This window comes from Arthrobacter sp. SO3 (genome assembly GCF_020532825.1).
Taxonomy (GTDB): domain Bacteria; phylum Actinomycetota; class Actinomycetes; order Actinomycetales; family Micrococcaceae; genus Arthrobacter.
In genome coordinates this window covers 107199-121337 of sequence record NZ_MQTS01000244.1, presented here as the reverse complement: position 1 = coordinate 121337, position 14139 = coordinate 107199, and the positions used below count along the sequence as shown (strand labels likewise).

The 14139-nt window shown below is 68.0% G+C and carries 12 protein-coding genes; 7 read left to right on the top strand and 5 right to left on the bottom strand.

What is annotated here, in order from left to right; translation table 11 throughout:
• Positions 1 to 546 (top strand): TspO/MBR family protein (locus BJQ90_RS21580; protein WP_319004678.1); only part of this gene is annotated, 546 nt, incomplete at its 5' end.
• Positions 547 to 555: 9 nt separating this feature from the next.
• On the opposite strand, the gene BJQ90_RS21575 is transcribed toward BJQ90_RS21580, so the two are convergent.
• Positions 556 to 2313, bottom strand: coding sequence for a long-chain-fatty-acid--CoA ligase (locus tag BJQ90_RS21575; protein WP_226762258.1), 1758 nt, complete (start codon positions 2311 to 2313; stop codon positions 556 to 558).
• A gap of 240 nt (positions 2314 to 2553) precedes the next feature.
• Here BJQ90_RS21575 and BJQ90_RS21570 point away from each other — a divergent pair, with 240 nt between their 5' ends.
• The 4 genes from BJQ90_RS21570 (at position 2554) to BJQ90_RS21555 (ending at position 7482) form a co-directional block, all read left to right on the top strand.
• Positions 2554 to 3936, top strand: a complete 1383-nt coding sequence (locus BJQ90_RS21570) for an MBL fold metallo-hydrolase RNA specificity domain-containing protein (RefSeq protein ID WP_226762217.1) — start codon at positions 2554 to 2556, stop codon at positions 3934 to 3936.
• Positions 3933 to 5246 (top strand): erythromycin esterase family protein, encoded by a 1314-nt coding sequence (locus BJQ90_RS21565; protein WP_226762216.1) that lies wholly within the window; start codon positions 3933 to 3935, stop codon positions 5244 to 5246. The genes BJQ90_RS21570 and BJQ90_RS21565 overlap by 4 nt, the downstream gene beginning before the upstream one ends.
• 578 nt (positions 5247 to 5824) lie before the next feature.
• Positions 5825 to 6694, top strand: a complete 870-nt coding sequence (locus tag BJQ90_RS21560) for a universal stress protein (protein WP_226762215.1) — start codon at positions 5825 to 5827, stop codon at positions 6692 to 6694.
• Positions 6695 to 6798: 104 nt separating this feature from the next.
• Entirely contained in the window at positions 6799 to 7482 is a 684-nt protein-coding gene (locus tag BJQ90_RS21555; protein ID WP_226762214.1) for a hypothetical protein, read from the top strand.
• A gap of 89 nt (positions 7483 to 7571) precedes the next feature.
• On the opposite strand, the gene BJQ90_RS21550 is transcribed toward BJQ90_RS21555, so the two are convergent.
• The 4 genes from BJQ90_RS21550 to BJQ90_RS21535 form a co-directional block, all read right to left on the bottom strand.
• Positions 7572 to 8342: a maleylpyruvate isomerase family mycothiol-dependent enzyme gene (locus BJQ90_RS21550; RefSeq protein ID WP_226762213.1), complete on the bottom strand. Its 771-nt coding sequence runs from the start codon at positions 8340 to 8342 to the stop codon at positions 7572 to 7574.
• A complete protein-coding gene (locus BJQ90_RS21545) occupies positions 8342 to 9163 on the bottom strand; it encodes a fumarylacetoacetate hydrolase family protein (protein ID WP_226762212.1) in 822 nt (273 codons plus the stop codon). Before BJQ90_RS21545 ends, BJQ90_RS21550 begins: the two co-directional genes overlap by 1 nt.
• A complete protein-coding gene (locus BJQ90_RS21540; protein ID WP_226762211.1) occupies positions 9160 to 10305 on the bottom strand; it encodes a cupin domain-containing protein in 1146 nt (381 codons plus the stop codon). Before BJQ90_RS21540 ends, BJQ90_RS21545 begins: the two co-directional genes overlap by 4 nt.
• A gap of 119 nt (positions 10306 to 10424) precedes the next feature.
• Positions 10425 to 11207 carry an IclR family transcriptional regulator gene (locus BJQ90_RS21535; protein WP_319004680.1) on the bottom strand — a complete coding sequence of 261 codons (783 nt, stop codon included), beginning with the start codon at positions 11205 to 11207 and terminating at the stop codon, positions 10425 to 10427.
• Between the two features lie 123 nt (positions 11208 to 11330).
• Between BJQ90_RS21535 and BJQ90_RS21530 the strand changes: the two genes are divergently transcribed.
• Complete coding sequence (locus BJQ90_RS21530; protein ID WP_226762209.1) at positions 11331 to 12725, top strand: MFS transporter; 1395 nt, start codon at positions 11331 to 11333, stop codon at positions 12723 to 12725.
• Positions 12718 to 13968: an FAD-dependent oxidoreductase gene (locus BJQ90_RS21525; RefSeq protein ID WP_226762208.1), complete on the top strand. Its 1251-nt coding sequence runs from the start codon at positions 12718 to 12720 to the stop codon at positions 13966 to 13968. The genes BJQ90_RS21530 and BJQ90_RS21525 overlap by 8 nt, the downstream gene beginning before the upstream one ends.
• Positions 13969 to 14139: the final 171 nt, after the last annotated feature.

The window sequence follows — 14139 nt, the reverse complement described above, 5'->3', positions numbered from 1 at the left end:
TACGGCGGCTACCACACGAACAGAGGAGCAGCAATGAAAGCGATGACAGCGGTATGGACGGCGGCGGCGACCGCCGCAACGGCAGCGGCCGGCGGAGCAGCGACGGACCCTGACAGTGGCTGGTACCGGCGGCTGCGCAAACCGGACTGGCAGCCGCCCGCCATCGCCTTTCCCGTGGTCTGGACGGCGCTCTACGCCGACCTCGCCGTGACAACGGCCGTCGCGCTGAACAGCCAGGAGGGGGTGGACACCCCCGGCAACGAAACCAGGGAGCAGCAGCTTCGTGCCTACCGGGGTGCCCTGGCCGCCAACCTCGTTCTCAATGTGGCGTGGAGCTGGCTTTTCTGGCGTGCGCGCCGCCCGTGGGTGGCCGCAGCGGAATGCGCCGTCCTGGCGGCGAGCAGCGCCGACCTGGTGCGGCGCACCCACCGGTTGAACCGCGCCGCCGGAGTAGCCCTGGCCCCGTACGCCCTGTGGTGCGGATTCGCCACGGTCTTGTCCACGGCCATCGCCAGGCTCAATCCCGGAGCGGGCCGCAGCCGGTAGTCCGCCGGTTCAACGTCCCGCCACGAGGGTGTCGCGGATCTCGCGGCGGAGGACTTTGCCGATGAGGGACCGGGGCAGCGAATCGAGGACCACCACACGGCGCGGCACTTTGTAGGCGGTCAGCTGCTCCCGGGCAAAGGCCAGGAGCGCCTCCGGATCGATGGTGGTCCCCGGGATCGGCACGACGGCGGCGACCACGTCTTCGCCCCCGCCCGGGCGGGGAAGCCCGACCACGGAGACGTCCGTGATGCCCGGGAACGTGGCAATGACGTCCTCCACCTCGCTGGGCGAGACGTTGAAGCCGCCCGTAATGATCAGTTCCTTGATCCGGTCCCGGATCGTGACGAAGTAGTCGTCGTCCACCGAGACGATGTCGCCGGTGCGGAACCAACCGCCCTCCAGCAGGGCCTCCTCGGTCTCCTCGGGCCGGTTCCAGTAGCCGGAGAACACCTGGGGGCCGCGGATCAGGAGTTCGCCCTCCTCGCCGGGGGCACGGTCCAGCGTGACACTCCTGGGGTCCACCACCCGGATGTCGGTCAGCGGGAACGGGACACCGACTGTTCCCGGCTTGCGGCTGGGGCCGAAGGGGTTTCCAATTGCGATCGGCGAGGTTTCGGTCAGCCCGTAGCCCTCAATCAGGTAGCCGCCGGTCGCCTTCTCCCAGGTCTCCACCGTCGCCGTCGGCAGGTTCATGGCGCCGGAGATGGAGAAACGGATGCTTTCCAGGCTGACGCCGCGTTCTGCCGCCGCGGCGGCGATGCGGTCGTAGATCGGCGGCACGGCCGGCAGGAAGGTCGCCGGGGACTTCTTGAGCGCCTTCAGCACCAGATCAACGTCGAACTTGGGGAAGAGGACCAGCTTCGCGCCGATGCTCAACGCGAAAGTCATGCAGAGCGTCAGGCCGTAGGCGTGGAACATCGGCAGCACCGCGTACACGGTTTCCCGGCCGTCCTTGAGCCCCGGCACCCAGGCCCGGCCCTGCGCGGCGTTTGCCTGCAGGTTGGCGTGGCTGAGCATGGCGGCCTTGGGCAGTCCCGTGGTGCCGGACGTGTATTGGAGGACGGCGAGGTCCTGGGCGGAGGGGCGCGGATGCTTCTTCTTCAGCTCCCCGGCTTCGAGGAGCTCCCGCCACGGCAGCACCGGGCGCAGGGCAGGCGTCGGCCGGCCCTTCGGCTGCCTTTTGCCGACCGTCAGGGCAGCGCGTGCCTTCCGGGCCGCGGCAACCGGAAGCCGCAGCGCCAGGCGCTGCACCAGCGGCATCGCGGGAATCAGCTCCACGGAGACGATGCTGCGCAGCCCGACGTCGGCCGGCAGCTGGCGGACCCGCTCCACCGCCTTGTCCCAGACGATCGCGACGGCGGCCCCGTGGTCCTCGAACTGGTGGCGCAGTTCCCGGTCGGTGTAGAGCGGATTGTGCTCGACCACGACGGCGCCGAGGCGCAGCACGGCGTAGAAGGCAACGAGGTGCTGCGGGCAGTTCGGCAACACCAGGGCCACCCTGTCGCCGGCCTTGACGCCCAGTTTCGCGAGGCCGGCGGCCGCCCGGCTGATCAGAGCGCCGAGCTCGCGGTAGCTCGTGCGGGCACCGAAAAACTCCAGGGCGGGCTTCGATCCGTAGCGGCGCACGGAGCTGTCCACGAGGTCCACGAGCGAGCCCTTGGGGAGCACCAGGTCCGCCGGAACACCGGGCCCGTAGGAACGGGTCCACGGCCGGTCGCTCCACAACGGCGCAGGCTGCCGTGCCGTGGCCGTGGGCGCCGTCCGCATGGATTTCTTCTTCATCATCAGTCCTTGCCGCTGGAATCCGCCGGGTGTTCGCGGGCCAAAAAGCCTGCCCGGAAAATCCTACCCGTGCCGGCCGCCGGACCTTCGCGGGAGCCGGGCGTTGGTGACCTTTGGCCCTACGGGCAGCTCCGGCGCGGGCGGAAGCTGGGGGTACATCGCCTGCGCGGGTCGGCCCTGCCCCAAGTGCCGATGCAAGTCATTCCTCGCGGGAACGGGAGCACCATGAAGCACCAGCAGCCCACTCTCCGTTTCCTCGGAGCCACCGACACCGTCACCGGCTCCCGGTACCTGCTCGAGGCCGGCGGGAAACGGGTGCTGGTGGACTGCGGGCTCTTCCAGGGGTACAAACGCAGCCGCGAGCGCAACCGGACCCCCTTCCCGGTGCGGCCGGCCTCGATCGACGCCGTGGTGCTGAGCCACGCGCACCTGGACCACACCGGGTACGTTCCTGCCCTGGTCCGGGACGGGTTCACCGGTCCGGTCATCGCCACCGACGGCACCACGGACCTGTGCAAGCTGCTCCTGCCCGACAGCGGCTACCTGCAGGAGGAAGAGGCCCGCTACTCGACGCACCGCGGATCAACCAGGCACAGCCCGGCGCTGCCGCTCTACACCGCGGCCGACGCTGTCAAGTCACTCAACAGTTTCAAGGTCCACGATTTCGACGAGCCCCTGGACCTGGGCGGGGGGATGGAAATGACGTTCCTGCCCGCCGGCCACATCCTTGGCGCCGCGCAGGTCCGTGTGCGGATCGGCCCGCATTCGGTCCACTTCACCGGGGACCTGGGCCGGACGGATGACCCGCTGATGTACCCGCCGCGCCCCCTGGGGGAGACCGAGGTGCTCGTCACGGAGTCCACCTACGGGAACCGGAAGCACTCCACCGTGGACCCGGAGAAGCAGCTGGGGGACATCATCAACAGGGTCGCGAAGCGCGGCGGCGTTGTGCTGTTCGCCGCGTTCGCCGTCGGCCGCGCCGAAACCCTGATGCTGCACCTGTCCCGCCTCCGCAGCAAGAACCTGATCCCGGACATCCCGGTGTACCTCAACAGTCCGATGGCCATCGACGCGTCCGGGATGTACCAGCGGCACCCCGAGGAGCACCGGCTCAAGGAGGCGGAATACCTGGACATGTACAAAGTCGCGAAGCTGACCCGCTCGGTCGATGAATCCAAGCTGCTGAACCTTCGCGGCGGCCCGATGATCATCATCTCCGCCAGCGGAATGCTTACCGGCGGAAGGATCCTGCACCACCTGGCCGCGTACGGGCCCGATCCGAAGAACGCCGTGATCCTCAGCGGCTACCAGGCCGGCGGCACCCGCGGCGCCAGCCTGGCTGCCGGCGAGCGCGAGCTCCGCATCTACGGTGAGGACGTCAAGATCCGGGCCGAGGTGATCCAGATGGAAAGCCTCTCGGCGCATGCTGACGCGGACGGGATCATCTCGTGGATGAAGGCTGCGGAACGGGAACCCCGGATGACGTACATCACGCACGGCGAACCGGAGGCATCGGACGCCCTGCGCATCCGGATCAAGCGGGAGCTGGGTTGGCGTGCGCGGGTTCCGGAACACCTCGAACAAATCTCTCTTGAGGAGCCCCGATGACGTCCGGTGTTGCCAAATCCGCTGTGCTGGCTGAAATCCACTCGCTGGCGCGGCCGCTGAAGAACGACCGGGACCTCAACGGCCTGGTCCGGCGCGCGGCTGACTGCCGCTTCGTCGCGATCGGCGAGGCCTCCCACGGTACGCACGAGTTCTACACCTGGCGGGACACGCTCAGCAGGCGCCTGATCGAGGAGGAAGGCTACAACTGGATCGGGGTTGAGGGCGACTGGCCGGACTGCTGGCGGATCAACCGCTGGGTGCGGGGCGAGGCCGGGCAGGGCCAGGGCGTCCACGCGCTGCTCGGCGGCTTTGAACGCTGGCCCACGTGGATGTGGGCGAACGAGGAAGTCGCAGCCTTCCTGGACTGGCTCCGCAGCTGGAATCTCGGCCGGCCGCTGAGCCAGCGCGTCGGCTTCTACGGGCTGGACGTGTACTCGCTGTGGGATTCGCTCCGCGAGATCATCGGCTGGCTGGAGCAGAACGTTCCCGACGCCGTCCCCGCCGCCATGCGCGCCTGGCAGTGCTTCCTGCCGCACCACGAGGACCCGCACAAGTACGCCTGGAGCACGCGGCTGGTGCCGCAGTCCTGCGAAGCGGACGTCATCGCCCTCCTCACCGAGGTCAGGAACCGGGTGTCCAGCCCGGGGGACCATGGCGAGGGCGCGTTCGACGCCGTGCAGAATGCCGAGGTGGCCGCCAACGCCGAGCACTACTACCGCATCATGGTCCGCGGCGACCGCCAGTCCTGGAACATCCGCGACCACCACATGGCCGACACCATCGACCGGCTCAGCAGGCATCTCGGTCCCGCCTCCAAAGGCCTCATCTGGGAGCACAACACCCACGTGGGAGACGCCCGGGCCACCGACATGGCCCAGGACGGGCTCGTCAACGTGGGGCAGCTGCTGCGCGAGCGGCACGCCGCGGACGGCGTGATGCTGGTGGGCTTTGCCTCCCACCGGGGCGAGGTGATCGCCGCGGACGCCTGGGGCAGCCCGGAAGGGATCATGCGGGTTCCGCCGGCGCGCCCGGGCAGCCATGAGGACTTCCTGCACGAGGCGCTGGGGGTGCCGTCGGTGCTGGATTTTGGTGAGGACAGGTCCGGGCCCTGGCTTTCCACCTGGCTCGGCCACCGGGCGATCGGTGTGGTCTACCATCCCGAGCGGGAGCTCGGGAACTACGTCCCGACCCGGATTGGCGAACGCTACGACGCGCTGGTCTGGTTCGAGCACACCGCCGCACTGCGCCCGGTACACCACGAAGGACCGCCCCGGGAACCCGAATTCGAGACGGAACCGACCGGCTTCTAACCTGCTGTCCGCCGCCCGGACGCGACCGGGGCAAGGATCCGCACGGCGCTGAGCGTCACGAATGCGTTTGGCCCGTCCGGCCCCAGCCGGTCGGGCAGCCTCTCATGGAAGGAGCAGCGGCGGCCGCTCGCGCGACGTCGCAGTTCCAGCCGCCGTCGGGCCATTGCCAGAGGTTAAGGTCACTGGCCAGCTGCGCCACCCGGGGATGGGCGGCCATTCCCAGCGGGCTGCACACGTAGAGGCTGCACACGTACAGGGCGTTGCCTTCGTGCGATGCGCAGCGGCGGGTGAGTCCGCCGATGCTGCGGATCTGGTTCCGGTACGGGTGGACGCCAAAGCCGCCGTCGGGCTGTTGGCCGGAGAGCAGCGAGGAAACGATCCTGCCATGGGTTACGGGGCCTTCAGACCAGGGGATGCCAAGGAATTCCGGCTGCGCCCGCGCGGGGGAGTGAGGGGCTTAAGGCCCTAACCGGTGCTAGCCCCGGCGCGCACACTGAGGTGTCGGCGGACTCTTGGTGCTGCCGCCCGGATCGTGCGATGCAGAACAGACCGCGCCATGGAAAAGAGCAGGATTCAGAATGAATAAACCAATCGTCGTCGGTATCAACGGATCAGCTGGAAGCGAAGCTGCCCTGACATGGGCTCTTGAGCGGGCGGCCCGGGACAAGCTTCCGGTGACCCTCATTCACGCTGTGGATGACCGCTGGATGTCCCCGGATTTCCAGTACCACGAGCTCATTAGGCAGGCCGGCATGGAGCTGCTCCAGAAGGTTCAGGCCAGCGCCGCAGAGCAGGCCCCCGGCGTGAAGGTAGACATCCAGCTTCGTCATGGCAGCGGCGGCTCGGTTCTGCGAGAGGTGTCCAAGGAAGCATCCATGGTGGTTGTCGGCGAGCATGACAAACACTGGATGGACGGCGGACCGCTGACGGACCGGGCCCTGCAGATCGTCTCCGCCTCGGAAATCCCCGCAGCGGTTATCCCGCTGAAGCGCAGCGCCGCCGACCACGGCGTCGTCGTTGGTGTGGACGGCTCGGAAGAGTCCCTGCAGGCCGTTGACTTCGCCGCCGCGGAAGCAGACCGGGGCGGTGACGAGCTGACCGTGGTCCTCGCCTTCCACCGGCCTGCCCGCTGGGTCGAAAACCAGTTGCCGAAAAGCGGGCTCGCCGAATCGATCCTCGAGGAGGACCGGATTGTCCTGGCCGAATCCGTGGCCGGGCTCGCCGACAAGTACCCGGACCTCGTGGTCCACCAGCAGCTCGAAACCGAAACCGAGCCCGCCAAGGCACTCGTCGAGGCCGGCAAGAAGGCCCGCCTCCTCGTGATCGGCAGCCGCGGCCGTGGTGGTTTCACCCGGATGGTGCTCGGCTCCACGGCCCACGCCGTCCTTGTCAATCTGCCCTGCCCGACCATCGTCACCCGGGTGCACAAGGTCAAGCACGAGGACTGACACCCGGGCGGCTGAGCACCAAAGGGAGTGCCCCCTCACGCGAGGGGGCACTCCCTTTGACGGGCCCCTTGAGCCTGCCCGGACGCGGATGGGAGGATGATGCAGTGGATCAGTTCTTCAATTACGTTGGGCACTTCTGGTGGCTCATCTTTCCGCTGAGCGGACTGTTTGGCGGCTGGGCGCGGTCTTGGTCCAGGGCCAGCGAACGCCGGCACCGGCGCCGGGTGGAGCTCTACCAGCTCCGCAACCGGGCCGCGGAAGTGGAGCAGGCCAGCCAGTCCCAGGTCCGGCAGCTGATGGAGAGCCACGACGCCGTCAACCGGCGCTGGCTCGCCTACGAACTGGACGTGGGAAAACTGATCGACTTTCCAGTTATGACCGATGTCCGCGAACCGTTGACCGTGGCGTTCCTGCGGGCCAAGCGGCTGGCCGACGGACTGCGCCCGGGAGCCCCGGAGGCCATCTCCACGGCCGCCGGGCTGGCGGAATACCGCGAAGCCGTACACAGCTTTGAACTGGCGTTCGACGTCGCCGAGCGGGAAGCCCGGCGGATCAGGGACAGCAACTTCACCGGCCCGGAACGGGAGCGCCTCGCAACGGCACGGAAGCTGCTGCGGATCGCCTCTGATGCCGCCGCCACACCGGCGGAGCGGCAAACGGCATACAAGCGCGCCCGCCGCGAACTGGATGGACTGATCGTGCTTCCGGACGCGACGCTGGCCGCGCTGGAGGAGAAGATCGCCGGGATGCTCGACGCCGGGAGAGCGCCCGACCTCCACCAGGGCTGACGGAAACCGCGACGGCAGCGCCCTGCCATGAGGAAAGCCCCCTCGATTGAGGGGGCTTTCCTTGTCATGGTGGGGTCAGGCGCTGCGGCTCAGATCCACTTCGGGGCGGCCGGAACCGAACTGGTGTTGGCTTCAGTGCCGGGGCCGGTGGCGGTGACCGCCGATGTCACGCCGGCGTGACCGCGTCCTGCGGCCCATTCGACGACGGATGCGAGCGGTCCGGAGACCACCGTGGGGGAGTCCGACGTCGTGTCCCCGAAGGTGAGGTTCCGGTCCGTGACCTTAATGAGGAGGCCCGTGTCGGTGCCGCGGGTTCGCCAGGCGCCAGTGATGTCGGTCAGGAGCCGTTCGAGCACGGGTTCAGGGATGTCGTGGAAGCTGGCGCCGTTGTCGAGATCGACGGCGTGCATCCAGACTTCGCGGCTGCGCATCCAGACGGTTTCGCTGGCGGGCACCTCGCGGCCCTGGATGGTCCGCACGGTGTGGTTCCAGGCGTCCTCGGGCAGGTCCCGCCATTCGACGTTCAGGTGCACGGCGGAGTGGTCGAACAGGTGCCGCAGCGCGATCGGGCTCAGGGTTGCCCCGAAGTTGATCTCGTGGTCCCGGACCTCGGTGGAGGCATACATCGGGGTTTCCACCCCGGTGGCCGCCCACTCGACGAGCCGGGCGATGGCCCGGGCGTTGTAGCCGATGTGCGCCGTGATGTGGCGGCGGGTCCAGCCCGGCAGCAGCGTGTCGCCGTCGAGTTCCGCGTCGGAGAGTTCGTTGAGCTTGCGGGCGAAGAACGCCGTGCCCCGGCGGGCCTGCAGCAGGGCCGCCAGCAGCTCCGGGTCCGTGGTCTGGTCGTGGCGGGCAACCATCAGGCTTCCTTGATGACGCGGTTCTTCAGTTCCCCGAGGCCCTCGATGGTGGTGACCAGGAGCTGGCCTTCCTGCAGGTAGCGCTTGGGGTCCTGGGCGTGGCCGACACCGCCAGGGGTGCCGGTGGCGATCACATCTCCCGGGTTCAGTGTGATGATCGTGGAGATGTAGGAGACCAGGAACTCCGGGGTGAACACGACGTCGTTCGTGGGGGTCTGCTGCTGGATCTCGCCGTCGACCGCGGTGGTCATCAGGCCGCCGCTGAACTCGTCCCTGGTCACCAGGGCCGGGCCGAACGGGGTGGATTTCTCCCAGGTCTTGCCCTGGAGCCACTGGATGGTGCGGAACTGATAGTCGCGCATGGACACGTCGTTCAGGACCGCGTAGCCGGCGATGTGGTCCGCGGCGTCGGCTTCGGAAATCCGGCGGCCTTTTTTGCCGATGACGACGGCGAGTTCGGATTCCCAGTCGACGGTTGACGATTCCTGCGGCAGGGCCAGGTCATCGTTCGGGCCGATCAGGGATTCCTGGTACTTGGCGAACAGGGTCGGGAACTCGGGGACGTCCCGGCCCATTTCCTTGATGTGGTTGCGGTAGTTGTGGCCCACGCAGATGATCTTGCCCGGTGAGGGGACCACGGCGTCCAGGTCCGCGCCCTCAAGCGGGTGCGTGGCGCCGGCGGCGGCCTTCGCGGTGGCCTCCCAGTCCGCGCTGCGCAGCAGCGCTCCGACGTCGGCGAAGCCGCCGATCTCGGTCAGGGTGGTCCCGTCCTGGCGGACAGCCTTGGTACCGGCCTCGGTGCGGAGGGTGAGGAGTCTCATGTGTTGTTGCGTCCTTCGATGTAGGTGCGGTTGAAGTTCAGCCGTTCGAAAATGGGGGCGTCGCTGAAGCGGAACAGGTCAAACTCCGTTTGAGAGTCAGCCTCCGCCTGCAGCGACCAGGCGGCCCAGGACGGGACGACGAACAGGTCGCCCTTCGCCAGGGTCCGGGTTTCGCCGTTCAGGACCACCGTGCCGGAGCCTTCGAAGACCTGCCACACGCTGGAGCCGACCTCGCGGACGGTTTCGGTGGAGGCGCCGGCGCGGAGGCGGTGGAATTCGGCCCGGATGGTCGGCATCACGTCCCCGCCGGTGGTGGGGTTGGTGTAGCGGACGGCGGCGTGGCCCTGGGACACGGTGGCCGGGTGGCCCTCGTCCTCAAGCAGAAGCTGTTCGGTGAGGGCGCGGTCCGTGTATTCCCAGCGGTAGGCCGCGATGGGGGAGCTCGTGGTGTCATCCAGGCCCGAGAGCGGGCGCAGGCCCGGGTGCGCCCAGAGCCGCTCGGAGCGGGAGATGTCCGGGGTGGCCTCGTCGGTGACACGTTCGGTGCCGAACTCGAAGAACCCGGCGTCGGCGTAGTGCACGAACGGGATGTCCAGGCCGTCGATCCAGGCCATCGGCTCATCGGTGTCGTTGTGGTGGCCGTGGAAGTTCCAGCCCGGGGTCAACAGGAAATCCCCGCGCGACATCCGGACCGGGTCCCCGTTCACCACCGTCCAGACGCCTTCGCCCTCCACGACGAAGCGGAACGCGTTCTGGGAGTGGCGGTGCTCCGGGGCGGTCTCGCGGGCACCGAGGTACTGGATTGCTGCCCACAGCGTCGGGGTGGCATACGGGGAGTTCCCCAGGCCCGGGTTGGCCAGGGCAATCGCGCGGCGTTCCCCGCCGCGGCCGACCGGGACCAGATCCCCGGCGCGGGCGGCCAGCGGGTAGAGATCGCTCCACCGCCACACGTGGGGCACCGCCTTGGGGGTCGGGACCATCGGCATCAGGTCCGCGATCTCAGTCCACAGCGGAATCAGATTCTCCCGGTCAAAATCCCGGTACAGCTCTTTGAGCTGGGCAGCCTCTTCAGGCGTCGGCTCCGGGGCAGTGTGCCCTGCGGCAACTGACTCATGAGTCGTGTTCTCGGCGCTGATGGACACGTGGGCCTCCTCGGTAGGGCAGAACAGTTCGTTGGCGTAGTTCGACTCTACGGATCCGGCCGTGTGATCCCCAACATATTCTGCAGGTCAGAATTCCTTGGCCCCGGCCTGCCCCGGATCTAGTCCGGCTCGGCCGGATTCGCCGCGATATCGATCTCCAGCTGCCGGCAGCCTTCCCGCAGCGCGGGGACCAGTCCGGCGTCGAAGACCCTGCGGAAGCGGGTCGCCGGGGTTGCGACGCTGAGCGCCCCAACGACCTTTCCGTGCCGGTTGTGCAGAGCAATCCCCAAGGCACTCACCCCGTCCTCCGTGCCCTCGAAGTTGGCCGCGAAACCGTTGCTGCGGACAGACTCCAGCTCGCGCAGGAACGCCGGATATTCAGCCGCCGGGATGGTGTCGCCACCAATCTCGGCGTTGTGGCTGCGGAAAAGCTGGTCGATCATCTGGGGTTCGAGTTCGGCCAGCATCGCTTTGCCCCCCGACGTCCTGTTGGCGGGCATGACCGTCCCCTGCCTGTCGCCCACCCGCAACACGTTGTTTCCTTCCACCGTGGCCAGGAAACGGACTTTGGTGCCCACCCGCACCATGAGGTTCACCGTCTCGTTAAGCTGCGCGGAGAGCAGCTCCATGTGGGGCTGGGCAAGGGAGCGGAGCAGCCTGGTCCAGCTCAGCCCGGCCGGCCCCACGCCCATCGCCGGACCAGGCAGATAGCGGCGGGTTTCGTCCTGCACGGCGAAACCCCGGTAGACCAGCATCGCCAACAGGCGGTGGGCTGTGGACGGGGCGACACCCAGCTCCGTTGCGGCGTCCTTGAGCCGCAACGCCCCGCCGTCACGCAGCAGCTGGAGAAGCTGCAGGGCGTTGTCGACTGCCTCCACGGAATAGCTTGGCCGCTTCTGCACGGGCTTCCGGGCTGATTTGGAGGTTGGCTTGGAGGTTGGCTTGGAGGTGGGCTTGGACGTTGGCTCGTTCTGCACATCAGAATTATATTGTGGTTCACCTGCCCCGTCGGCGACGGTAGTGGTATGAATCACACACCTTCCGCTGCAACGCCGCAACGGTCCGAGCCGGGAGCTCCGGTCCCTATTGCTGCTGGCAGCCTCCCCGTAACTGCCGCCACTGTTGGCGGCCCCGCCGCCCGGTTCTCCAAAGCCTCGGCCGCTGCCGTCCTCGTCTGCTGGCTCCTCGTGGTCTTCGATGGTTACGACCTCATTGTCTACGGCACCGTCCAGTCCTCCCTGATCAACGACACCGGCTGGGGCCTGACCAAGGCCACGGCCGGAACCATCGGCTCCATGGCTTTCGCCGGCATGATGATCGGGGCCATCTTCGCCGGCCGCATGGCCGACTCCTGGGGGCGCCGCCGCACCATCCTGGGCTGCGCCGTCATCTTCTCAATCTTCACGATCCTTTGCGCTTTCGCCCCCAGCGCCGCCGTCTTCGGCGTGCTGCGGCTCCTCGCCGGCATCGGCCTCGGCGGCCTGGTGCCGTCGGCCAACGCCCTTGTCGCTGAACTGGTCCCCGCCAAATGGCGGTCAACCATCGCCACCCTGATGATGTCCGGTGTCCCGATCGGCGGCTCCATCGCCGCGCTCGTGGGGATCCAGCTGATCCCCGCCTACGGCTGGCAGGCGATGTTCCTCGTGGCCGTGCTCGCCCTGGTGATCGTGGTTCCGCTGGGACTGAAATACCTTCCGGAGACGCTCGCCCCGGTCAGCGCCACAGACAGTGAAGATGAGAAAACCACAGGCAAGGCCGCCCGCATTGCCGGGCGCAGCGCCAGCACCATCCGGGAGCCCTCCGGCTTCTCCTCCCTGCTCCGCGCACCGTACCTCGGGATCAGTGTGCTGTTCGCCCTGGCGACGATCGCCACCCTGTTCGCCTGGTACGGACTGGGCACCTGGCTGCCCAACCTCATGCAGCTGGCCGGCTACAACCTGGGCTCCGCCCTGACTTTCGCCTTGGCTCTGAACCTGGGTGCGGTGGCCGGATCGGTCATCACGGCCTGGGCGGGGACCCGTTTTGGTCCGGTGCCGACCGCCATCGCCGCCGCCGCCGTCGCCGCCGGAGCGCTCGTGGTGCTGGTGACCGGACCGTCGGTCACCGTCGTCTACCTCATGCTGGTCCTCGCCGGCGTCGGAACGCACGGCACGCAGTGCCTCATCATCGCCGCCGTCGCGAGCCACTATCCCGGACACCTGCGGGGGACCGCGCTGGGCTGGGCGCTGGGGACGGGCCGGATCGGGGCCGTCGCCGCGCCCCAGGTAGGTGGCCTCCTGCTGGCCGCGGGCCTGGGCGTCAATTCCAATTTCCTCGCCTTCGCCGGCGCAGCCGCCATCGCGGCGGTCCTGCTGGCCGCCGTCGGCATCAAGCTCAAGTCGAAACTCTCAATCACACCAACAGGAGCAAGCAATGTCTGAGCACGCCACGTCCACCGATGTCCTCGTCATCGGAGGGGGGATGGCCGGATTGGCCGGAGCCCTCGCGCTGCGTGAAAACGGCGCCAACGTCACCCTCGTGGAGCGGGCGCCTGAATTCGGCGAGGTCGGTGCGGGACTGCAGATGGCCCCCAACGCCTCCCGTGTCCTCCAGCGCTGGGGCCTGCTGGAAAAGGCACTGGAGATCGGTGTCCAGCCCAAGCACCTGGTCTTCCGCGACGCTGTCACCGGCGAGGAGCTCACCCGCCAGACCCTCGGCGGGGAATTCACGGAACGCTACGGCGCTCCGTACGTCGTGATCCACCGCAGCGATCTGCACCGGGTCCTCCTGGAAGGCTGTGAGGCGGCAGGCGTCACACTCATCAACGATGTCATGGTTGAGAGTGTGGAAACCGTGAACGGCCGCGCAGTGGCCCACACCGCAACGGGTCTGGACTACGAGGCCGACGTCGTGATCGGTGCCGACGGACTCAAGTCCACGCTGCGCCCGCTTGTGGCCAACGACGAGCCGGTCCCCTCCGCCTACGTCGCTTACCGCGGCACTGTTCCGATCACCGAAAACACCCCCAAGGCAGACCTCGAGGACGTCATCGTCTACCTCGGCCCGGACTGCCACCTCGTGCAGTACCCGCTGCGGAAGGGCGAGCTGCTGAACACCGTGGCTGTCTTCAAGTCCGCGTCCTTCGAACGCGGTGAGGAGCAGTACGGCGGCGTCGATGAGCTCGAGGCAGCGTACAAGGACTGCGTCCCGGCCGTTCGGGAAGCGCTCAGGAACCTGGCCACCGGCATCCGCTGGCCAATGTATGACCGGGACCCGATCGAGAACTGGGTTGCCGGCCGGATGGTGCTGATGGGCGACGCCGCGCACCCGATGCTCCAGTACCTGGCCCAGGGCGCCTGCCAGGCCCTCGAGGACGCCGCCGTGCTGCAGGACGCCAGCAACGGGACCGTCTTCACCGCGGACGGCGTCAACCCGGACGCGTGGGACGGAGCGATCAGGGAATTCAACAGCCTCCGGGCCGGCCGGACCGCCCGGGTCCAGCGCACCGCCCGCGTCTGGGGCGAATCCTGGCACGTCTCCGGACTGGCCCGGACCCTGCGCAACCTGCTCTTCAAGAGCCGGAAGGACAACGACTTCCAGTACAACGACTGGCTCTACGGCCAGGCCGGCGACGGCATCCCCTCGGCTGAGCGCCCGTCAGCACGGGTCACGCTTCCGGCCTGAGACGCCACGCGCCCACCGGCAGTCTGAACGCCGGGCACCATCCTGGTGCCCGGCGTTTGCCGTCTGCTGCTCTTGTTTTGCCCTGATGCCTTTCCCCCGTACGATTTAACAGGTCAGGCTACTTTGCTGAACGCCAACCGACTCCCGGGGAAACCCTGGAGAAACGCTGCC